We start from the raw sequence: 21,010 nt of genomic DNA, 5'->3' as shown, positions 1-21,010 counted from the left end.
TAGCGTTACTCCGGTAGCGTATCTGGTGAGCGAAGGTGGCGGAATTGGTAGACGCGCTAGCTTCAGGTGTTAGTGTCCTTACGGACGTGAGGGTTCAAGTCCCTCTCTTCGCACCAAATAACCACATGATTTATATTGCACAGCATCGAATGCGAAGGTGGCGGAATTGGTAGACGCGCTAGCTTCAGGTGTTAGTGTTCTTACGGACGTGAGGGTTCAAGTCCCTCTCTTCGCACCAAGCTGGTGATATAAATCAACATCAAAGTAACACATCAGACTGTGCGAAGGTGGCGGAATTGGTAGACGCGCTAGCTTCAGGTGTTAGTGTTCTTACGGACGTGAGGGTTCAAGTCCCTCTCTTCGCACCACTTGATGGGTTCTCTTCTGGCGGTTCCTGCATTAAAACTCACTGAAAAATCCAACACGCTCTGGCGTGATTTTTGCGTTTCAGTTAAAGCCGAAATGCAGGCTGATTGCGGCCAAACCACCGGCCAGGGCCATGCAGGAGGGGAGCAGCAGGTAATGACGCCAGCGGCTGTTAAACAGCATGACCAGCGTGGCCAGCATGGCAACCACGATCAGGGTACGCAGTTGCATCATATCCAGGTCGATCAACGCCAGAAAGGGCATCAGGGCACAGGGCAGCAACACGCCCCAGGCGCTGGCAAGCCGATTCCCCAGACACCAACTGATGCCCCACAATCCGCAAGCGGTAACCATGGCAGCTAACATGATAACCCCCACCTTTTAAGTGATAATGATAACCAATATCATATAACACTTTTTTTGGGCCCGCACTCTTTTCAATATCCGGCTGAACGCGGATGACAGCCTGCTGTAAAAATGTTAGCTTCATATAAGAAAATTCTTAACTTTTATAGTCTGTTAATAATAACCAATTGGAATTATTCAGCAGGCGTTGTCTAACATTTTCCTTCGACCGGCCCCATTGGTAAAGAGTGATCCCCGTATGAACTCGCGTTCTTATCAGCAACTGCAAACCAGCAAACAGCGTTTATCCCTGTTTCTTTTCTTGTTGATGAATGCAGCTTCTGCCATTTTTACTTTATTCGTGCCCTTTAAAGAGATCCCGGCATTCACGCTGCCGCTCATCTGCATTCCGCCGATTTGCCTGGCGGCCATGCTATTTACGCTGTATTCGCCCCGCCACTACGTCCAAAGGCTCAACCTGCTCGCCATCACCCTCGGGCTGCTATGGGCGGGGCACATCTACAGCAAGAGCCAGCTCACCGCCAGTGACAACCATAGCTTTTTGCTGATCAGCCTATTCAGTATTTTCTTTATCAGCGCGATCTCGCTGACGGATAACCTGCTCGCCTTCTGCCTGCATGCTATACCTTCGGCGCTGATTATCCTGTGGCTGGACGGCATGCATAACACCATGCGTATTCTGTTCACCACCCTGCTGCCGATCGTTGCTTTCTCAGTGCATCATTTGCTGTTGAAACGCAGTGAAATGTTTACCCAACATCTGGTGACCAACCTGTATCACGAACGGGACAAGTTCAGCGATCTGAGCATGATCGATCCGCTAACCGGCCTGTATAACCGCCGTGGGCTGGAGAGCAAGCTGGATCAGTTGCTCTCGCCGACCTCGGGCAACCACTTTGTGCTACTACTCGATATCGACCACTTCAAGGTCTACAACGATCGCTACGGCCACACCCTGGGCGATCAGGCATTAGTCCAGGTGGCAGCGACCATCCGCGATGCGGTGCGCTCGCGGGATATCGTGGTGCGTTACGGCGGAGAAGAGTTTTTAGTACTGCTGACCAACGTCGGTGAAGACTACGCGGCCTATCTGGCGGAAAAGGTGCGCCAATGCGTGCAGGAATTGACCATCTCCCATCGTTTCCACGCGCAGGAGACGACCAAGGTGACGTTAAGCGCCGGAATATCTGCGCTGGATAAGCTGGACATCGACTCGGCGATTTGTGCCGCCGACGCCGCGCTGTATCGGGCTAAAAATCGTGGCCGCAACAATATCCAGCTAGCCTCCCACCCGCAGCCAGTCGCCTGATATTTTCCCCTTCGTCGGAAGGGGAAAGGTGAAAAACTTTTACCTGTCGCCACTTTTACCACATGCCAATCGCGCCATAGCGCATTACACTAGCGGACAACTTACGCCTTTCCAGCCACATTTTTAAATGGAACACGACCGTTGAAGACCTCACTCTCCACGTTATTGCTGGCGCTTGGCCTGTGTGCCACACCGTTAGCCAGCCAGGCGACCGATGCACAACTCACCTCACAGATTGTCGATCGGTATGCCGAACATATCTTCTATAACAGTGGCGCCACCGGTATGGCGCTGGTGGTTATCGATAACAATCAGGTAGTTAACCGCAGTTTTGGCGATACCAAACCGGGCAACGATCTGCGTCCACGGCCAGACTCCCTGATCCGCATCGCCTCCATCACCAAGCTGATGACCAGCGAAGTGATGGTCAAAATGGCGGCGGAAGGTAAGCTCAAACTCACCGATCCGCTGCGCAAATATGCTCCCAAAGGGGCCATCGTCCCAGCCTACAATTCACGCCAGCCGATTACCTTGTTGAACCTGGCCACGCACACCAGCGCCCTGCCGCGTGAGCAACCCGGCAAGAAACCACCAAAAACGCCGGTGTTTACCTGGCCCACCAAGGCACAGCGCTGGCAGTGGTTGGCCCATGCCACCATTACCGTGCCACCGGGCGTGCGGGCAGCCTACTCCAACCTGGCCTACGATCTGCTGGCCGATGCGCTGTCACGCGCCGCTGGCAAGCCTTATAACGCCTTGCTGCGTGAGAAGGTCACTGGCCCACTGGGGATGGTTGATACCACGCTGACGCCGAGCGCCGAACAGTGCTCACGCCTAATGGTGGCCGCCTCTGGGCCAAGCGCCTGCCGCGATACCACGGCCGCCAGTGGCAGCGGTGGCGTTTACTCAACGCCGCGCGATATGCAACGTTGGATGCAGCAGTTCCTGTCCTCCAACGTAAGCGGCTCGCGCAAGCCAACCGCGTTAACTGAACAAACCATGTATTTCCAGCGCCAGGACCTGGTGTCATTGAAAGGGATGGATGTACCGGGTGAAGCCTCTGCTTTGGGATTGGGCTGGGTATACATGGCGCCGAAAGATGGCCTGCCAGGGATCATCCAGAAAACCGGCGGCGGCGGCGGCTTCATCACCTATATGGCGATGGTGCCGCAGCAAAATATCGGCGTGTTTGTGGTCGTTACCCGCTCGGAGTTGACCAAGTTCACCAACATGAGCGATCCGGTCAACCGGCTGGTCGCGGATTTGGTGGCCAACAAAGGCTGACCTGCACCTGTTTACGACAGCACGTGTTGCGTAGCGCGATAGGCGGAAGGCGAACAGCCTTCCAGCCGATTGAAGAAGCGAGCGAAATAGGCGGGATCTTTGAACCCCAGGCTGTAGGCCGTTTCATGCACCGTGCAGGCACTGAACAGCAGTAGCCGTTTGGCTTCACGCAACAGGCGATCGAAGATCAGCCGTTTGGGTGGCCGGTTGGCAAAGCGGCGGCACAGGTCGTTGAGGCGTGATTCCGTCACCCCCAGCGACTGGGCATATTCCGGCACCGACAGGTGATCGCGAAAACGCTCGTCCACCATCTTGTTAAAACGCTGGAACAGCTTCAGTTCGCCGCGTACACCACTGGCAGCCTTGTCATCCAATGAAGTATTGCGCAGCATCAGCGTGAATACCGCCTGAGCCAGCAATGCCAGCGTCTGTTCGCGCCCAGCCATCTTTTGGCTGAACTCGCGGCGGATCAGTTCCCAATAATGCCCAAGCGCCGCCAGCTCCTGCGGTACTGCGGCCAGCGAAAGGCAAATCCCCGGCATATCCAGCGCCAGATTACTGCCCGGATACAGGCGTTCCAGCAGCGGCCAGATCAGCTCCTGGCGCACCGTTAGCACGTGGCCGTCGCTATCCGGTTCGGTGAAAAAGGCGTGTGGTACCGAGGGTGGGGTGAGGATAAACAACGGAGCCTGCACCGAATAGTGCTGATCGTCCAGTTGCAGTTCGATCCTGCCGGTGGCCAGATAATGCAGCTGGAAGAAGCGATCGTGCCAGTGCACCTGCATATCCCGGCCAAAAAACGCCGCCAGCCCGGCAAAGGTTTCGTAGTGCACCTCATCAGCGGCGTAACGCGCGTCATACTCTTTGCCAATATCGATATTGGCGATAAAGCCGGTACTTTTCTGCACGCTGTCCTCCGATGAAAATAAGAGAAGGAAAATCCCCCTCTCCCAAAAGGAGAGGGGCTCTTCTCAAGCAGTATCCAAAGTTTATGGCGTGGCCCGTGGGCGTGAATCCTTCATCGGGATACGCCATACCAGCACGGCCCCGATAATCAACAACGCCGAGACAAAATAGAGTCCGGAGTTAAAGCTGCCGGTCACATCCTTGAACCAGCCGATCAACAGTGGGCTGACCGCCGAGCCGATGTTACCGGTGGCGTTGATCACCGCGATCCCCACCGCTCGAGCTTCAAAGCTGATCGACTGATCCGGCGTGGTCCAGAAGATCGCCATCGCGGTAAACGAACCGACCGACGCCATCACGATCCCCAGCAGTTGAACCATACTGTGGTTGGTCGCCGAGGCCAGCAACCAACCCGCCGCAGCAAACAGATAAGGCAGCGCGGTGTGGAATTTACGCTCCTGCAGATGATCCGAACGTTTACTCCACCAGATCATACCGGCGATGGTACAGATTTGTGGGATCGCCGCCAGAAAACCGATCATGATGTTACTGCTGCTCTGGTTGAAGCTCTGCAAAATCTGCGGCGTCCAGATATTGATGGCGCTCAGGGTATTGGTGAGACAGAAATAGGCCAGCGTATACATCAGCACCACCGGCGTCAGCACCTCACGCCACAGGCTGCGCTGTTGCAATGCACGGTGGCTGCTCGGCCCTTCCGGCTGCACCAGTTGCAGTTTGTCGGCTTCCATCATCGCCTTCAGGCTGGCCTTCTCTTCGCTGGTCAACCACTTGGCCTTGGCCGGCGTGTCGTCCAGGTAAAACCACACCACCACGCCGAGGATCACCGAAGGGATCCCTTCCAGCAGGAACAGCCATTGCCAACCTTTCAGGTTCATCATGCCGTCCAGCGCCAGAATATAGCCGGACACCAACGACCCCAACGCCATCGTGACCGGCATGGCAATCATAAACAAAGCGTTGGCCCGGGCACGGTAGAACGCCGGGAACCAGTAGGTAAGATACACCAGGATCCCTGGCAGGAAACCCGCCTCGGTAATGCCGACGATCATTCGCAGCACGTACAGGCTGGTTGGCCCAGTGGCGAACATGGTGCAGGTAGAAGCAATGCCCCACAGCACCATGATGGTGGCGATCCAACGCCGCGCCCCCACCCTGCTCAGCATCATGTTACTGGGGATACCGAAGATCACGTAGGTGACGTAAAACAGCGTTGCCGCCAGGCCGAACATGGTGGAGCTAAGACCAAGGTCCTGCTTCATGGTCAAACCGGCAAACCCGATGTTGATGCGGTCAAGGAACGAGAAAACAAACAATACAAATAAGAAAATAATCAGGCGCCGAAATAACTTTTTAATCACCGACTGCTCGGTGGCGCTTAACGCTTTATGTTGCTCTGCCGGGTTCAGCGGCTTGAGCGAATCGACGTTGCTCATGGTGACTCCGATTAGTAAACGCCCTGGGATGGTGGCTCCGCCGGTTTATCCTGTTTGAAACTACCGAGCAGGGAGTCTGCCGCCCGCACCAGCAGGGTGGTATCCACGCCAACGGCAACAAACAACGCACCGGATGCCAGATAGTGCTGCGCCAGTTCCTGCTGCGCCATCAGGATGCCCGGAGCCTTGCCTGCGGCACGGATGCGGGCAATGGCATCGTCGATAGTGCGCTGCACTTCGGGATGCTGCGGATTACCGGCAAAGCCCATGTCGGCACTCAGATCCGCCGGGCCGATAAAGACGCCGTCCACCCCTTCCACTTCCAGGATGGCGTCCAGATTCTTCACCGCCTCGCGGGTTTCTATCTGCACCAGAACACACATCTGGCCGTCGGCAAGATGCAGGTAATTCGGCACCCGGTTCCAGCGCGAGGCACGAGCCAGCGCACTACCGACTCCGCGAATGCCGTTTGGTGGATAACGGGTAGCCCGCACCGCCTCCTGCGCCTGTTCGGCGTTTTGGATCATCGGGATCAACAGGGTTTGCGCACCGACATCCAGCAGCTGTTTGATCAGCACCGGATCGTTCCAGGCCGGGCGCACGACCGGATGGCTGGGATAAGGCGCAACGGCCTGCAACTGGCCCAATACCGTTTGCACATTGTTGGGCGCATGTTCGCCGTCGATCAGCAGCCAGTCGAACCCGGCTCCGGCCAGCAGTTCCGCGCTGTAGCTGCTGCACAGCCCCAGCCACAGGCCGATCTGCGGACGTTTTTCCTGCAGGGCCTGTTTGAAATGGTTAGTTAACATCGTGTTCTCCATTTGAATATTTCCCCCTCACCCCAACCCTCTCCCCCAGGAGAGGGAGCCGACGGCCCCTGCTCGTTTGGAAGAACAGGGTCATCTCGGCAAACCCCGAGTTCTCTCTCCCTTTGGGAGGGAGCTGACGGCCCCTGCTCGTTTGGAAGAACGGGGTCATTTCCGCAACACTCGAGTCCCCCTGCCAGTACATACGATAAATCACTGCACTTTCAGACCAACTCGATCGGTCCCCTCTCCCTTTGGGAGAGGGTTAGGGTGAGGGGTAACGATCAGACAAACCGGCAACTGATGCAGCCCATCGGGCCATAGTCGGCATGGAAGGTATCGCCGCGCCGCGCCGCCACCGGGCGGGTAAAGGAACCGCCAAGGATGATCTGCCCAGCCTCCAGCTCCACGTCATACGGGGACAACTTGTTAGCCAGCCAGGCCACGCCGTTGGCCGGATGATTAAGCACCGCCGCCGCCACACCAGACTCTTCAATCACGCCATTGCGATACAGCAAGGCACTGATCCAACGCAGATCCAGCGCATCCGGCTTGATCGGCCTGCCGCCCATCACCACACCGGCGTTGGCAGCATTGTCGGAAATGGTGTCGAACACCTTGCGTGGCCGCTGGGTTTGCGGATCGACGTTATGGCTGCGGGCATCAATGATCTCCAGCGCCGGGATCACATAGTCGGTAGCGTTATAGACATCAAACAGCGTACAGTTCGGCCCGCTCAGCGGCTTCGCCAGCACAAACGACAGCTCCACTTCGACGCGTGGCACGATAAAGCGATCGATCGGAATGTCGCTGCCATCGTTAAAGAACATGTCGTCCAGCAGCGCGCCGTAGTCCGGCTCGGTGATCTGCGAGCTGACCTGCATGGCGCGCGAGGTCAGCCCGATCTTATGCCCTTTCAGAGTGCGCCCTTCGGCGATCTTCAGCTCAACCCACTGGCGCTGGATAGCATAGGCATCTTCAATAGTGATCTCCGGGTGATCCAGCGATAGCGCACGGATCTGTTCCCGGCTCTGCTCGGCCTGATGCAGGCGCTGCACGGCTCGGCTCAGTACGTCTTTATCCAGCATTTATCACTCCTTGTTCAGTCCTTGCTAAACAGCGCATGGACGTTGTTCTGCTTATAGTTGAGCACCGGATCCAGCTCTTCGATGGTGAAGGAGAGCGCTAGGTAACGGTTAGCCATCAGCGCGGCAAAGTGATCCTTGATCAGGATGAACAGCATTTCGCCCACCTGTTGGCGGCTTTCCAGGCTGCGGCCGTGGCCAATCTTCAGCGTCATATGCACAAAGGCATAGTTCTGCTTGCCGTCGGCCATTTGCCAGGTATCCAGCCAGATGGCGCGGCTACGGATGCCCGCCAGCGGGAAGATGCCGGTTTCCGCCAGCGCGTGATTAACCTTGTCGAACAGCGCGGGCAAATCCGCCTCCCGGCGGATATTGTCAGTACATTCAGCGTAAAAATGGGGCATTGGGTATCCTCAGGCTTGAGCAGGAAGAGGGAAGATGCCGTTGACCTGGCCGGTCCCGGAACTGGCAAACAGCGGGGTAACGAACTCCACCTTGCCCTGATACTTGTCCCAGCCCAGCAGGCCCAGCAACATCACGGTGTCGTGCATATTGCCTTCGCCGTAGCAGTAATCGGCGTACTCCGGCAGCATTTCGCAGAACTCGCGGAAGCGCCCTTCTTCCCACAGTTTCACTACCCGTTCATCCATCTGCTGGTCGAACTGGCGGGTGTAGCTGTTCATGCCCTGCTCGGCACGCTGATCGTCGATAAAGCGGTGTGACAGCGAGCCGCTGGCCAATACCGCCACGGTGCCGTCGTATTTCTCAATCGCGGTTTTGATCGCTTCACCCAGGCGGCGGCTATCGGCAAAATCATGCACGGTGCAGAAGGCAGAAATGGAGATCACCTTGAAGTGCCGGTCGCTGTTCATGTAGCGCATCGGCACCAGCGTGCCGTATTCCAGCTCCAGGCTTGGGATCTCGTGGGCCTTGGCACGTACGCCAAGCTTGCGGGCTTCATCGGCAATCATCTGCCCCAGCTCCGGGTTGCCGTCATATTCATAGGTCATGTCACGAATGAAGTGCGGCAACTCGTTGCTGGTGTAAAGCCCTTTGAAATGCGAGTTGCAGTTGATGTGGTAGGCGCTGTTCACCAACCAGTGGGTGTCGAATACGATAATGGTGTCGACGCCCATTTCACGGCAGCGGGCGCTGATCTCTTTGTGACCATCAATGGCGGCCTGACGGCAGCCGTGATGTTCACCGGGTAATTCAGACAAATACATCGAGGGAACGTGCGTGATTTTTGCGGCTAAAGCTAATTTACCCATATGTCCTCACATGATTCTGTTTGTTTTATTGTCTGAAAGGGGGCTACCCCTCACCCTGCCCTCCTGGCGCAGCCTGGCGTGAGGGGGAAAACTCATACCCCCCAACGTGGGATCGGGTGATCCCCCATGGAGATACAAACGTTTTTCATCTCGGCAAACACTTCGAAGCTGTACTCACCGCCTTCACGGCCAGTGCCAGAGGATTTCACCCCGCCAAACGGCTGGCGCAGATCGCGTACGTTCTGGGTGTTGACGAAAACCATACCCGCTTCGATATTGCGGGCCAGACGCAGAACTTTGCTCACATCCTGCGTCCAGATGTACGACGCCAGGCCGTACTCCACATCATTGGCCATGCGCAGGCCGTCTTCTTCTGATTTGAACGGCAAGAGGCAGGCCACCGGCCCGAAGATCTCTTCCTGCGCGACACGCATATTGTTGTTAACATCGGCCAGCACCGTTGGGCGCAGGAAGTTGCCGTGGCTCAATCCGGCTGGTTTATCCGGGCCGCCAGCCAGCAACGTGGCCCCTTCTTCGATGCCCAGGCGAATATAGCCGGAGACCTTTTCCCAATGCTGCGGGCTGATTAAGGCTCCAACCTGGGTATTGGGATCGGTTGGATCCCCCACGCGCAGACGGTTGGCACGCTCGGCAAAGCGTTTGATGAATTCCGGGTAAATGCTTTCTTGAATAAAGATGCGTGAACCCGCAGTGCAACGTTCACCGTTGATCGAGAAGATGGTGAACAGCGCCGCATCCAGCGCCCGCTCGATATCGGCATCCTCAAAGATCAGCACCGGTGACTTGCCGCCCAGCTCCATCGAGAATTTCTTCAGCCCGGCGCTTTCAATAATGCGACGGCCGGTTGAAGTACCGCCGGTGAAGGACACCGCACGCACGTCTTTATGACGCACCAAAGCATCACCCGCCGTCGCGCCATAACCTTGCACCACGTTCAGCACCCCGGCAGGAATTCCGGCTTCCAGCGCCAGCTCACCCAGGCGATCCGCCGTCAGTGGCGAAAGCTCGGACATTTTCAGCACCGCAGTGTTACCCAGCGCCAGGCAAGGCGCGGTCTTCCAGGTCGCGGTCATGAACGGCACGTTCCACGGCGACACCAGCGCACATACGCCCACCGGCTGGATCAGCGTGTAGTTGAGCATCTTGTCGTCCACCGGGTAGGTGCGGCCATTCATCTGCTGGCAGATTTCGGCAAAGAACTCAAAGTTGTGCGAAGCGCGTGGGATCAGCACGTTTTTGGTCTGGTGGATCGGCAACCCGGTATCGGCGGTTTCCATCTCGGCAATCTGCGGTACGTTCTGGTCGATCAGTTCACCCAGGCGACGCATCAGGCGCGCACGCTCTTTCATCGGCGTATTGGCCCATTTCGGGAAAGCTTCTTTAGCAGCAGCTACTGCCTGGTCGATTTCGAGCTGGCCACCGGACGCCACTTCCGCCAGCACCTCACCGTTAGCCGGGTTGGTGGTGGTGAAATACTCTTTGCTGGCGACGTTCTTGCCGTTGATCCAATGGTTGATGGTTTTCATCCCTTGCTCTCCTCGTAATCTTTTTCACTGATGATGTGGTTAACCAAGCGGCCAATGCCTTCGATCTCCACCACAATTTCATCCCCAGGCTGCACGTCGGCCAGCCCTTTCGGCGTGCCGGTGGCGATCATGTCGCCAGGCTGCAACGTCATAAATTCACTCAGGTATTCGATCAGGTACGGGATGTCGAAAATCATGTCGGCGGTGGTGCCGCGCTGGCGCAGTTCACCGTTAACATAGGTGCTGAGCGTCAGGTTATGTGGATCCGCGACATCGTTGCGATCGACAATGTAGGGGCCGATAGGCGTCAATGTGTCGCGGCTTTTCACCCGCAGATTGGGGCGGTAGTAGTTTTCCAGATAGTCGCGGATGGCGTAGTCGTTGCACAGGGTGTAACCGGCCACGTAATCCATCGCCTGCTCGCGGCTGACGTTGCGCGCGGTTTTACCGATCACCGCCACCAGCTCGGCTTCATAGTGCATATATTCCACCTGCGCCGGTCGCACGGAAACCTGGCGGTGGCCGGTCAGGCTGTTTGGCCCTTTAAGGAATACCAAGGGCTCTTCCGGCGCTTTAAACTCCAGCTCACTGGCGTGATCGGCATAGTTCAGGCCGAGGGCAAATATCGTGCCCTGCGCCGGTGGCAGCCATTCCACATCATACTCATCGAGCTTGCTGCCATCGGGCAGCGTAACGCTTAACTGGTCGTCTACGGTGACGTTAACAATCTGGCCATGATGGCGAATACGAGCGTGTCTCATGGTTATTCTCCTGCCTGCGTCACGTGGTTGGTAAGGGGTGGCAAGCCTGCGGCCCGCACCGTGACTTGATCACCCGGCTGGATCTCAACGCGCCGGTGTGGCGTGCCAATCAGCACCGCATCCCCCGGTTGCAGGGTAATAAAATCGCTGATGGCGGCGATCAGTTCCGGCACCGAACGCACCAGATCGGCCGTTGACCAGCGATCCTGCTCCACTCCGTTGATTTCGGTGGTAATTTCCAGGTTGCTGGTGCTAGCCAGTGAAACAACCTCTCCCAGCGGGCAGAAACCGTCGCGGCATTTGGCTTTGATCGCCGGACGATAGAAGCTGGTTTCCGGCAGGCTGACGTCATTGGCCAAGGCGTATCCGGCTACATAATCGGCCACCTTATCCGCTGCCACCTTGCTTGCGGTGCTACCAATCACTACTGCCAGCGTTGCGCCACTTTGCACGGTTTCACCGGCCGGGAACGGGATGCTGCCACCATTGGCAAGATGGGTATTGCGCGGTTTGATGAACCACACCGGCGTCTTGGGCAGCGTTTGGTAAGGGGCGGCGCGAAACGCCTGATCCCAGGCATCAAGCTGGCTGCGGTGGTTAAGTGCTACGGAAAATACGGTGCCTTTCATGCAGACTCCTTCTACGGAACGCCAATCATTAATATATTAATGAATACTTTTATACGCTGTTCGGTATTTACGCAACGTTGTTAATTTAATTTGTGATCGTGATAACGAAATATTCACAAATTATGCACATTAGCTTTATTAATCAGCAAATTAACCTTTTTTGCAGGATTTTTACGTGACGGATCGCGTTTTGCCGTTCTCCGCCGGTCAAAAATTGGCTACTATTAAGTTGTTAATAAAATTAAGCCAAGGCCATCGACATGCATGAATCGTTAACCATCGCCCTGTTGCAGGCGCGTGAAACCGCCATGGGGTTCTTCCGCCCAATCCTGAAAAGCCACAACCTGACGGAACAGCAATGGCGCATCATTCGCGTATTGGCCGATAGCCGTTCCATTGAGTTTCACGAGTTGGCCGCAGAGACCTGCATCCTGCGCCCCAGCCTGACCGGCATCCTGTCGCGCATGGAGCGGGATAAGTTAATCTTCCGCCTCAAGCCGGTTAACGATCAGCGCAAGCTGTACGTGTCCCTCACCCAGCAGGGCCAGGAACTGTATGAACTGGCACGCCACCAGGTAGAGCAGGGATACGGGGAGATTGAAGCGGCATTTTCGAAGCAGAAGATGGATCAGCTGATGAAGCTACTCGACGAGCTGATCCGCTTGGGGGATCAACATGCTAACAACGTGGTTGCTCACAAATAGTCCCCTCACCCCAACCCTCTCCCACAGGGAGAGGGTGCTGACAGCCCCTGCTCTGTGGGGAGAAAGAGGGTAATCTCAGCAAACTCGATCGCCCCTAATACAAGGTGCGTCACCGAATTTTCAAACCCACTCGATCGGTCCCCTCGCCCTTTGGGAGAGGGTTAGGGTGAGGGGCATCCTCAGAGACTAGCAGGTTGAGCTTCTGGCAACAGCGCACCACCATCCACCACCAGCGTCTGGCCGGTGATATAACTCGCAGCCGGTGAGGCCAAAAAGATCATCGCTGCCGCGATATCCTCCGGCTCCCCCAACCTGCCCAGCGGCACCGCTGCGGCAATCGCCTGATTCAGCGCTTCCCCGCCCAGATTTGCCATCGCAGGCGTGCGGATCATCCCCGGCTCCACGCCATTCACCGTGATATGGTCAGATGCCAGCTCCAGGGCAGCAGCGCGAATAAACCCATTTACCCCCGCCTTGGAAGCCGCATAGTGCGCCAATCCCGGGTAGGCCACCCTTGGCCCTGTAACCGACGAAGTCACCAGAATACGTCCACTGCCCTGGCGCTTCATCCACGGCAAAGCCGCCTGCGCCAGAAAGAACGGGGCCATCAGATTGACGCTTAACGTGCGTTGCAGCAGTTCAGCATCAATCTGGCTAAACGGCCTTAGCGGAAAATAAGCGGCATTGTGGATCACCACGTCCAAGCGCTGATGCTGTTGCGCTGTCTGTGTGACCAACTCGGCAACCTGCCCTGCATCAGCCATATCACAGGCTGCGGCCTGCACTTGCCAACCCTGTTGGCCCAGGCTTTCAGCCGCCTCATGTGCCTTTTGCCGTTGTAAATCGGCCATCACCACCTTGGCCCCCAAACGAGCAAAGGCGCTGACGATCGCCAGGCCAATCCCCTGCGCACCGCCGGTAACCAGCACCACCTGCCCGGCAAACGCATCACTGGCATAAATCGCCGTCATCGGCTCAAGCCTTAGGGTAATGCGTGGTGTTGAGGATCTGCGCGTGAGCGCCCACGGCAAAGTTGCTCAGGCTGCTGAAATCACTGCCCTGATAGCCGAGGATCTTGCCATCGGTGCGCATCTCTTGCAGATCGATCATCACCACGCCTAACGTCGGAATGATCTTTTCGCGCCAGACGAACAGGTATAACTTCTCCGCCACTTTGACGTAATGGCAGCGATCAACATCCGCCAGCCCTTTCTCAACCCCGTCCAGGCACTGCCAGGCGTAGAAATTATTGTTCAGATAAATATGCTCGTAGCGTTCCGTCGGGCTGTAGGTATACAGATTACGCATCCCGATCAGTTCGTCGGTGAACTGCGGCAATGGCGCACTGCTGTTATCCAGGCGGCCAAAGCGGAATTCGGCATTCACCGCCGTGAGCGGCAACCCCTGCTCCACCCGGCTAAAGGCGTCCAACCGCGCCTGTGACTCATCCGGTAACTGACCATAGACGGCGGTAAAGTTACCCTGCTGACGATCGCACACCAGCGTAACGCTGCCGTTGGTAGATTGTGGATCGAGAAAATCGATAAACAGGATCCCAGGGCGAATGCTGGTCGCCCGATAGTCAACGCGCTGCTCCCCCCACTGCAAGGTCTGATCGTCGTTAAAACGACAGTGCACCGTTTCTGCTTCGGCAAAATGGAACGCCAGCGTAGTTCCGGCCAGGTCCTGCTGCTCCAGCGTATGGCTGTGTGGGGCGAAACCTTCCGCCAGCGCGCCAACCTGAATAAATACCGCTTCTGAACTCATGACAATCTCCTTACAGGGAAGTGAAAGCTAAGGTCGGCACATCGACAATGGTGGAACCGCCATCGGCCACCAACGTCGCACCGGTAATAATTGACGCCTGCGTTGAACAGAGAAAACGACACACCTGGGCGATCTCCTGCGCACTGGCCGGGCGGCGCAGCGGTACATCGCGACAGACATGCTGATAGGCCTGTTCGAGCGTTAAGTTATGCGCCGCCATCAACGGCTGCATTTCTTCATCGGCCATCGGCGTAGTCACCCAACCGGGGCAAACCGCGTTGGCACGCACGCCCTGTGGGCCATAATCGCGGGCGATGGAACGCATCAGGCCAACCAGCGCATGTTTGGCGGTGACATAGCCACACACCTCCGGCCCGGCGGCCAACGAGGCGATGGAAGCCACAAACAGCAGATTGCCGCCGTGCTTCACCAACTCCGGCAAACAGGCCCGGGCGCTGGCAAACGCGCTATTGAGGTTGCTGTCCAGCGCCTGCTGCCACTGGGCATCGGTGACTTCGGTAATACGGCCCAATCCCATCCCGCCAGCGCTGGCAATCAGGCAATCGATGCGCCCGGCCTGCGCTAAAATCGCGGGCAAGATGTCGGTTTGCCAACTGGATCCCTTAGCCGCATCGCCCATTACCGCGTGCGCCCCAATCTCATCAGCCAAGGCGTTCAAGGGTTCGCGGCGGCGGCCAACGATAAATACCCGGTCGCCCTCCTGCGCCAGCAAACGCGCACAAGCAGCGCCAATGCCGGTACCGCCGCCGGTGATCACCACCACTCTACTCATCGCATTTCTCCATCAACTGGCTGACCATCAGGAAACTGCTCAGCAGCAAACGCCGCTGCTCGGCCTCCAACCGCAGATAGCGGCGGCTGGCAGGCAAGCGGCTGACCACTTCGGAGGCAGCAAAATGCTCGATATCCAACTGCCAACCGCCCTCTTTAATCGTGAGCGTGGCGCGGCGGAAATCGAGCTTGGCTAACGTGTCGCCGATTTGTGGGTATTGCTGCAACGCGGCGATCAACCGCCGAGCGCCATCGTGTTTGGCTTTGGTGCGATAAATCACCCCATTACGGCGCAACCAGCCGCCGGTGATGATGTTGAGCACCAACGGCTCGGTAAAGCGGATACTCCCTTGTAAACGAAAACGGTGGGTGACGATATGCGCCAAAAACAGTGATTGCACCTGTTCGGCCACCTCGATCACCGGCCCTTGTGGCAAGGTGAGGCGTAGCTGAGTCGCAGCCACCCGTTCACAGGCGTAAGGCCGCAGGTTATTGGCCAGGCGATCCATCGTCGTTCCCGGCCGATAGCCAGGTGGATCGCGCCGCCAAAAGCGATTAAGTGAGGGAAGTAAGCCGATCAAACTCCACCTCCGCAGCTTCTGCCTTGTTGAAGGCGCTCTCCAGCACCTCTTCGACCGGCACCGGTTTAAACGGATCCACCTTCTGCACGCACAGGGTCCAGAACAGTGCATAGGCGGAAGTCAGGCCGATCATGATGCCAAACGGGATATAGACGTCGCGTGGGTTCATGCCCGGTGGCGTGATGTAGAAAATCGCCAGCACGATACCGATGCTGGAGACAATCTGTGGCAACGGGAACCACGGCGATTTATAGGCGCGTGGCAAATCTGGACGGCGGACACGCAGGATCACCACCGAACAGGTGACCAGCAGATAAGCCACGCCCCAGGCACAGACGGCGGCCAGTACCATCGGCATAATGCGGTCCAGATTGCCCTGAATGGCGAAAGCATGAACGCAGGGGATCAATACTGCGGCGGCAATCGCCACCACCGGAGTTTTAAAGCGCGGGTGCAGATAAGCGAAGATACGTGGCATAGCGCCGTCCAGCACCATGCCGTAGATAATCCGTGGCACCGCCGCCATCAGGGTATTGATGGTGGCAGCCCCGGCCAGCAGCAGCCCGACGCCCAGCCAGTATTTGCCAAAGTTACCCATAATCTGGCCAGCAAATGCCGGGATAGCCATTGGCGTATCCAACAGGTGCACGTTATTGGCCGCATCCACCACCACGTTTTCCACCTGGTGACTCAATGCCGCACCGTATAGCGCCATACACAGCGCCACACCGCACAACCCCAAAGACATGGCCCGTGGGATCACGCGGTGCGAACGTTTAATCTCCGGCGCCATCGGCGTCACCAACTCGCAGCCGACGAACATAAACATCGCCATACCGACCAGGCTGAACACCGCAAAGGGATCGCCGACATCCAGCGTGGTGCCAAACCAGCCTTCCAGCGGTACGGCATGCGGTAACAGCAACCCGGCGATCGAAAAGATCATCAAGGTGCTCCACATGCAGAACGTCAGCACTACCTCAGCCTTACCAAAGGCTTCGATGCCAAACGCATTCAGAATACCGAAAATGATCACCAAGCCTACGCCAATCATCCATGAGCTGTTATTACTCTCCATCAGGGTGTTGAGATGTTCAAAGTTCACCAGCGCCATGATGCCGGAAAGAATGGCTTCGGCGGTGCCAGCAAAGATATGCACGATCAGATAGGCAGACAGGGTGCCGGTAATGGCAAAAAAGCGCCCCATACCGCAGGAGATATAGTCATATACCGAGCCGGTGGTGGGCAGGATCGCTGCCGCTTCGGAGAAGGTGGTGAGCTGGGCTTGCATCATGATAAAGGCGATCAGCATCGCCAGCGCAAAGGTATCACCGCCGATACCAAAACCGCTGGTAACGGTGAGGATCACCGGGCTGGCCATAATCACCCCAACCGAACTGGCTAACGTGGTGGGGAACCCGACCTTGCCCCGTTCTAGCTGGGCACTGAGCCGCGACGACAGGTTCATGGTTACTTCCTCTTATAGTTGTTTTGACCCGGTGTTGTAGCCGCCAAGGGCGGTAATCTCACTATAGGAAGGAAAGGAAAAGGCTGGCTATCGTTCTTAAGGACGAGAGAGGCAGGGTGTTAATGGGAGAGTTAAGTTACTGGGCAGAAGATAGAGCAACGAGAAATTACTTTAAATTCAGCAGTAACCGCCCAGCCTTTTTCATTAATGTGTTAATAAAACCGCCACTCCATGCCAGGAGGACACCCCGTCTTTCAGCATTGTAATGTTGTTATTAATGTATTTTATTGCAATCCGGCTCACGCTGTTAATATGTTTTCGTTGTGTTGCAAAATTGCTACACCTATGCTTGTATCGTTCATATATTATCCAGATACTTTATCGGGTGTCCTTCAGGTTACTGAGCGATCAACGGAGGAAAATGCATTATGACAACCACATCATCCTTCATGCGTAACGACGCTTTTATCTCAAGCTGTCTGAATACCATTGCGCATCTGATCCCAGTTTCTGCCGGGGTTTTTTATCTGGTGGATCCCGACCTGCGGCCAGATCACTATATTCTTCATGGCATTAGCGATGACACACATCGGCAATATCTGGACCATTTTCAACCTTTTGATCCGCTGAAGCCGGCCAATTTCCACCAGCAGGATATCCAGATGGTGAACATGACGCCAACGGCGATCGCCAATAACCGCCACTACTATCACGACTTTATGCTGCCTAATCACATGCGTGACATGACGGAGATCTTTATCCGCCAGCGTAAGCGGATTATTGCCGGGGTTTCGCTGATCCGCGATACGCCGTTCACCGAATTGGAGCGCAGCCGCTTACGTGCGGTGCTGCCGTTGATTGAGTTGGCCACCCGCGATCTGCTGCCAGACAGTGAAGCTCAGTTGCTCACTGCCAAAGAGCAGGAGATCGTCAATATGGTGCGTGAAGGTGCCAGCAACAAGCGTATCGCCCTGAAGCTCGGTATTTCTTTATCGACGGTGAAAACCCATATGCGCAACATCTTTGCCAAAACTGCCGTGGTCAACCGTACCGAACTGGTCTCCAGCGGTTTTATTGCCTACGGCTGATCCTGACTAATGCAGTAACCAGCAACCATCCGCCAATTCTGGTGCGGCCTCCCCATGCTTAAAAATGCGGGGATCAATATTTGAGAAGGAATAATGCGTTGACGATGATTCGGTAAACGATATCGGCCCCTCACCCCAACCCTCTCCCCAAGGAGAGGGAGCTGGAACGGTGTTGCAATTGAGTATAGAGGCAAGCTTTTGACCCGTGAGATCAGATGCAATGTTGCGGTTGGGCACAAGCATCAAGTTATAGCACGTTCGCTCCCCTTCCCTTTGGGAGAGGCAAGCTTTTGACCCGTGGGATCAGATGCAATGTTGCAGTTGGGCACAAGCATCAAGTTATAGCACATTCGGTCCCCTCTCCCTTTGGGAGAGGGTTAGGGTGAGGGGCCAGGCACTGACCAACCCCCAGAAAAACTTCACATTATGAAACTCAAGGATAACGATGATGTCCAGTGATGCAGTTTCAGTACCTTCTACCGCCGCGGTGCTCGCCTGCCCACCCAAGCTGTTAACGGCGATAATCGTGTTTGCCGCCATCGCGCCGGGGATCCTGATGACCGCCCCCGCCGTCGCGGCCCAGTTGGCCAGCCAGTGGCACCTCACGCCAGGCCAGATCGGCTATCTGTTCTCTACCGAACTGGGTGCCATGAGCATCGCTACCCTGCCCGCCTGGTGGTGGATCAGCCGGATCAACTGGCGCAAAGTCGCTACGCTAGCAGCGGTGGTGTTCCTGATCGGCAATCTGGCCTCGGCCATGGTCACCGATTTCAGCCTTTTATTGGTCTTGCGATTTATCGCTTCACTGGCCGGTGGCACGCTGATGATCCTCTGCATCTCCTGCGCGGCAGGCACCGCCAACCCCAGCCGGGTCTATGCCTTTTGGGTTCTGGGCCAGTTGCTGCTAGGCGTGTTCGGCTTGCTGGCATTGCCCCCGCTGTTTGCTCATTTCGGCCTGATGGCGGTCTACCTGATCCTGGCGGCGATCATGCTGTGTTGTCTGCCGTTACTGAGCGCATTCCCCAGCGGTTTTCGCCATAGCCACGGCGCAGCTAGTCAGATGCCCCCAAGCCCACCCACCTACAAGCTGTTTGCCGTGCTGGCGGTACTGGCTTTTTACATCAGCCTGAGCGCAGTCTGGACCTTTATCGGCACTATCGCCGAAGCCGCTGGCCTGTCACCGGTGCACTGCGGGCAGGTGCTGGCCGCCGCCACGTTGTTTGGCATCATCGGTGCTGGCGGGGCGGCACTGGTGGGCGCAAGACGCAGCCATAAACCGTTGCTGTGGATCGGCTACGGCCTGCTGATTGCCAGCGTCCTGCTGCTGATCCGCAACCCACTACTCATCCGTTTCACCCTCGCCGCTGTGATGTTCAAGTTTACCTGGACCTTTGTGCTGCCATTTATTCTGGCGCGCGTCTCGGTGCTGGATAACAACGGCAAGCTGATGAACAGCATCAATCTGGTGATTGGCGGCGGCATGGCCATTGGCCCCACGCTGGCAGGTTACCTGATCGAATCTTCCGGTGGGATCAACGCACTGCTGATCGGGGCGCTAAGTTGTGCGCTGCTGTCACTGCTGCTGATCTCACTGGCTTCACCGCGCGCGCCGCGCCGTTTAACAGGAGTCATAAGGTGAAAAGAACAACCGGCTTTTTCTTCGATGAACGCTGTTTCTGGCATAGCACCGGCTTACATGCCACCACGCTACCGGTGGGCGGCTGGGTACAACCGCCTTCAGGAGCCGGGCATGCCGAGTCACCGGAAACCAAGCGGCGGATGAAAAACCTGATGGACGTTTCCGGCCTGTCGCGTCAGCTCAAGCTGCTGAGTGCCGAACTGGCCGATGAGGAAGATTTACTGCGTATCCATCCGGCACATTATCTGCAACGGTTCAAACAGCTGAGTGATAACGGCGGCGGTATGTTGGGAGAGGAGGCACCTTTGGGGCCAGGCAGCTATGAGATTGCCAAACTCTCCGCCGGGCTGGCCTGCGCTGCGGTCGAGGCGGTGTTGAAAGGCGAACTGGACAATGCCTATTCCCTGTCACGCCCACCGGGCCATCACTGCCTGCCGGATCAATCGATGGGCTTCTGCTTCCTGGCCAATATCCCGATCGCCATCGAGCGTGCCAAAGACCGCTTCGGGCTAGGCAAGGTGGCAGTGATTGACTGGGACGTGCATCACGGCAACGGCACCCAGCATATCTACTGGCAACGTGATGATGTACTAACCATCTCGTTGCATCAGGACGGCTGTTTCCCGGCGGGCTACGCCGGTGAACAAGATCGCGGTGAGGGAGCCGGGACGGGTTATAACATCAATATTCCGCTGCTGGCCGGGGCCGGTGACGACGGTTATCAATACGCCATACAGCAAATCGTCATTCCGGCGCTGGAGCAGTTCAAACCCGAGATGATCATCATCGCTTGCGGTTACGATGCCAACGCCATCGATCCGCTGGCAAGGATGCAGTTACACAGTGATAGTTTCCGCAGCATGACTGCCCAGGTGCAAAGCGCTGCGGACAAGCTCTGCGGTGGCAGGCTGGTGATGGTCCACGAAGGGGGTTATGCCGAAGCCTATGTGCCGTTCTGCGGCCTGGCGGTGATGGAGGAGTTGAGCGGCGTACGCACCGAGGTGCAGGACCCGATGTTAGGTTTTATTCAGCAACAGCAGCCCCGCGAAGCGTTTAATCAGTTCCAGCGCGCGGCTATCGACCAACTGGCACGCCAATTCGGTTTATAGCTGCGTTGAGAGGCGTGGCAAACCACGCTTCTGGCCTGTAATTCCATAAAAAAAGACGCTCGAGAGCGTCTTTTTTAT

Annotated in this window: 21 protein-coding genes and 3 tRNA genes; 9 read left to right on the top strand and 15 right to left on the bottom strand. The window is 56.6% G+C overall.

Going from position 1 to position 21,010, the window contains the following annotated elements:
• Positions 1–29 precede the first annotated feature (29 nt).
• The 3 genes from ABIE29_RS01795 to ABIE29_RS01785 all read left to right on the top strand — a co-directional run bounded on the left by ABIE29_RS01795 (position 30) and on the right by ABIE29_RS01785 (position 368).
• A tRNA-Leu gene (locus ABIE29_RS01795) sits at positions 30–116 on the top strand.
• 35 nt (positions 117–151) lie between these two features.
• A tRNA-Leu gene (locus tag ABIE29_RS01790) sits at positions 152–238 on the top strand.
• 43 nt (positions 239–281) lie between these two features.
• A tRNA-Leu gene (locus tag ABIE29_RS01785) sits at positions 282–368 on the top strand.
• A gap of 79 nt (positions 369–447) precedes the next feature.
• Here the strand turns inward: ABIE29_RS01785 and ABIE29_RS01780 are convergent.
• Positions 448–732, bottom strand: a complete 285-nt coding sequence (locus ABIE29_RS01780; protein ID WP_429616568.1) for a DUF1435 domain-containing protein — start codon at positions 730–732, stop codon at positions 448–450.
• A gap of 238 nt (positions 733–970) precedes the next feature.
• On the opposite strand from ABIE29_RS01780, the gene ABIE29_RS01775 reads away from it, so the two are divergent.
• The gene (locus tag ABIE29_RS01775) at positions 971–2,041 is read left to right on the top strand and encodes a GGDEF domain-containing protein (RefSeq protein WP_429616567.1); all 1,071 of its coding nucleotides are present in this window, start codon (positions 971–973) and stop codon (positions 2,039–2,041) included.
• A 141-nt stretch (positions 2,042–2,182) separates the two neighbouring features.
• Positions 2,183–3,325, top strand: coding sequence for a D-alanyl-D-alanine-carboxypeptidase/endopeptidase AmpH (ampH, locus tag ABIE29_RS01770; protein WP_429616566.1), 1,143 nt, complete (start codon positions 2,183–2,185; stop codon positions 3,323–3,325).
• Between the two features lie 11 nt (positions 3,326–3,336).
• Here the strand turns inward: ampH and hpaA are convergent, their stop codons facing one another.
• The 9 genes from hpaA to ABIE29_RS01725 all read right to left on the bottom strand — a co-directional run bounded on the left by hpaA (position 3,337) and on the right by ABIE29_RS01725 (position 11,784).
• The gene (hpaA, locus tag ABIE29_RS01765; protein WP_429616565.1) at positions 3,337–4,233 is read right to left on the bottom strand and encodes a 4-hydroxyphenylacetate catabolism regulatory protein HpaA; all 897 of its coding nucleotides are present in this window, start codon (positions 4,231–4,233) and stop codon (positions 3,337–3,339) included.
• A gap of 81 nt (positions 4,234–4,314) precedes the next feature.
• A complete protein-coding gene (gene hpaX, locus ABIE29_RS01760; protein ID WP_429616564.1) occupies positions 4,315–5,685 on the bottom strand; it encodes a 4-hydroxyphenylacetate permease in 1,371 nt (456 codons plus the stop codon).
• Positions 5,686–5,696: 11 nt separating this feature from the next.
• Positions 5,697–6,494, bottom strand: coding sequence for a 4-hydroxy-2-oxoheptanedioate aldolase (hpaI, locus tag ABIE29_RS01755; RefSeq protein ID WP_429616563.1), 798 nt, complete (start codon positions 6,492–6,494; stop codon positions 5,697–5,699).
• 281 nt (positions 6,495–6,775) lie between these two features.
• A complete protein-coding gene (hpaH, locus tag ABIE29_RS01750; protein ID WP_429616562.1) occupies positions 6,776–7,579 on the bottom strand; it encodes a 2-oxo-hept-4-ene-1,7-dioate hydratase in 804 nt (267 codons plus the stop codon).
• A 14-nt stretch (positions 7,580–7,593) separates the two neighbouring features.
• Entirely contained in the window at positions 7,594–7,980 is a 387-nt protein-coding gene (locus ABIE29_RS01745; protein ID WP_021179191.1) for a 5-carboxymethyl-2-hydroxymuconate Delta-isomerase, read from the bottom strand.
• Between the two features lie 9 nt (positions 7,981–7,989).
• Positions 7,990–8,847, bottom strand: a complete 858-nt coding sequence (gene hpaD, locus ABIE29_RS01740; RefSeq protein ID WP_024485491.1) for a 3,4-dihydroxyphenylacetate 2,3-dioxygenase — start codon at positions 8,845–8,847, stop codon at positions 7,990–7,992.
• A gap of 92 nt (positions 8,848–8,939) precedes the next feature.
• Positions 8,940–10,394 (bottom strand): 5-carboxymethyl-2-hydroxymuconate semialdehyde dehydrogenase, encoded by a 1,455-nt coding sequence (gene hpaE, locus ABIE29_RS01735; protein ID WP_429616561.1) that lies wholly within the window; start codon positions 10,392–10,394, stop codon positions 8,940–8,942.
• Positions 10,391–11,155, bottom strand: coding sequence for a fumarylacetoacetate hydrolase family protein (locus tag ABIE29_RS01730; protein WP_429616560.1), 765 nt, complete (start codon positions 11,153–11,155; stop codon positions 10,391–10,393). The genes hpaE and ABIE29_RS01730 overlap by 4 nt, the downstream gene beginning before the upstream one ends.
• A 2-nt stretch (positions 11,156–11,157) precedes the next feature.
• Positions 11,158–11,784 (bottom strand): fumarylacetoacetate hydrolase family protein, encoded by a 627-nt coding sequence (locus ABIE29_RS01725; protein WP_429616559.1) that lies wholly within the window; start codon positions 11,782–11,784, stop codon positions 11,158–11,160.
• Between the two features lie 260 nt (positions 11,785–12,044).
• On the opposite strand from ABIE29_RS01725, the gene hpaR reads away from it, so the two are divergent.
• Positions 12,045–12,488: a homoprotocatechuate degradation operon regulator HpaR gene (gene hpaR, locus ABIE29_RS01720; RefSeq protein ID WP_429616558.1), complete on the top strand. Its 444-nt coding sequence runs from the start codon at positions 12,045–12,047 to the stop codon at positions 12,486–12,488.
• A gap of 179 nt (positions 12,489–12,667) precedes the next feature.
• On the opposite strand, the gene ABIE29_RS01715 is transcribed toward hpaR, so the two are convergent.
• Genes ABIE29_RS01715 through ABIE29_RS01695 form a run of 5 tightly spaced genes read right to left on the bottom strand, consistent with a single transcriptional unit; the run spans position 12,668 to position 17,096 of the window.
• Positions 12,668–13,459: an SDR family oxidoreductase gene (locus ABIE29_RS01715; protein WP_429616557.1), complete on the bottom strand. Its 792-nt coding sequence runs from the start codon at positions 13,457–13,459 to the stop codon at positions 12,668–12,670.
• 4 nt (positions 13,460–13,463) lie between these two features.
• Complete coding sequence (locus ABIE29_RS01710; protein WP_429616556.1) at positions 13,464–14,255, bottom strand: MoaF C-terminal domain-containing protein; 792 nt, start codon at positions 14,253–14,255, stop codon at positions 13,464–13,466.
• A gap of 10 nt (positions 14,256–14,265) precedes the next feature.
• Entirely contained in the window at positions 14,266–15,048 is a 783-nt protein-coding gene (locus ABIE29_RS01705; protein ID WP_429616555.1) for an SDR family NAD(P)-dependent oxidoreductase, read from the bottom strand.
• Positions 15,041–15,628 carry a DUF3156 family protein gene (locus ABIE29_RS01700; RefSeq protein WP_429616554.1) on the bottom strand — a complete coding sequence of 196 codons (588 nt, stop codon included), beginning with the start codon at positions 15,626–15,628 and terminating at the stop codon, positions 15,041–15,043. The genes ABIE29_RS01705 and ABIE29_RS01700 overlap by 8 nt, the downstream gene beginning before the upstream one ends.
• On the bottom strand, positions 15,603–17,096 hold the full coding sequence (locus tag ABIE29_RS01695) for an APC family permease (protein ID WP_429616553.1): 1,494 nt from the start codon (positions 17,094–17,096) through the stop codon (positions 15,603–15,605). Before ABIE29_RS01695 ends, ABIE29_RS01700 begins: the two co-directional genes overlap by 26 nt.
• A gap of 428 nt (positions 17,097–17,524) precedes the next feature.
• Here ABIE29_RS01695 and ABIE29_RS01690 point away from each other — a divergent pair, with 428 nt between their 5' ends.
• The 3 genes from ABIE29_RS01690 to ABIE29_RS01680 all read left to right on the top strand — a co-directional run bounded on the left by ABIE29_RS01690 (position 17,525) and on the right by ABIE29_RS01680 (position 20,932).
• Positions 17,525–18,184 (top strand): response regulator transcription factor, encoded by a 660-nt coding sequence (locus ABIE29_RS01690; RefSeq protein ID WP_429616552.1) that lies wholly within the window; start codon positions 17,525–17,527, stop codon positions 18,182–18,184.
• 448 nt (positions 18,185–18,632) lie between these two features.
• Positions 18,633–19,823 (top strand): MFS transporter, encoded by a 1,191-nt coding sequence (locus ABIE29_RS01685; RefSeq protein WP_429616727.1) that lies wholly within the window; start codon positions 18,633–18,635, stop codon positions 19,821–19,823.
• Positions 19,820–20,932 (top strand): class II histone deacetylase, encoded by a 1,113-nt coding sequence (locus tag ABIE29_RS01680; RefSeq protein ID WP_429616551.1) that lies wholly within the window; start codon positions 19,820–19,822, stop codon positions 20,930–20,932. Before ABIE29_RS01685 ends, ABIE29_RS01680 begins: the two co-directional genes overlap by 4 nt.
• Positions 20,933–21,010 lie beyond the last annotated feature (78 nt).

Source organism: Serratia sp. 2723 (assembly GCF_050434425.1).
Lineage (GTDB): Bacteria > Pseudomonadota > Gammaproteobacteria > Enterobacterales > Enterobacteriaceae > Chania.
This window is presented reverse-complemented; position numbering and strand designations above follow the sequence as displayed.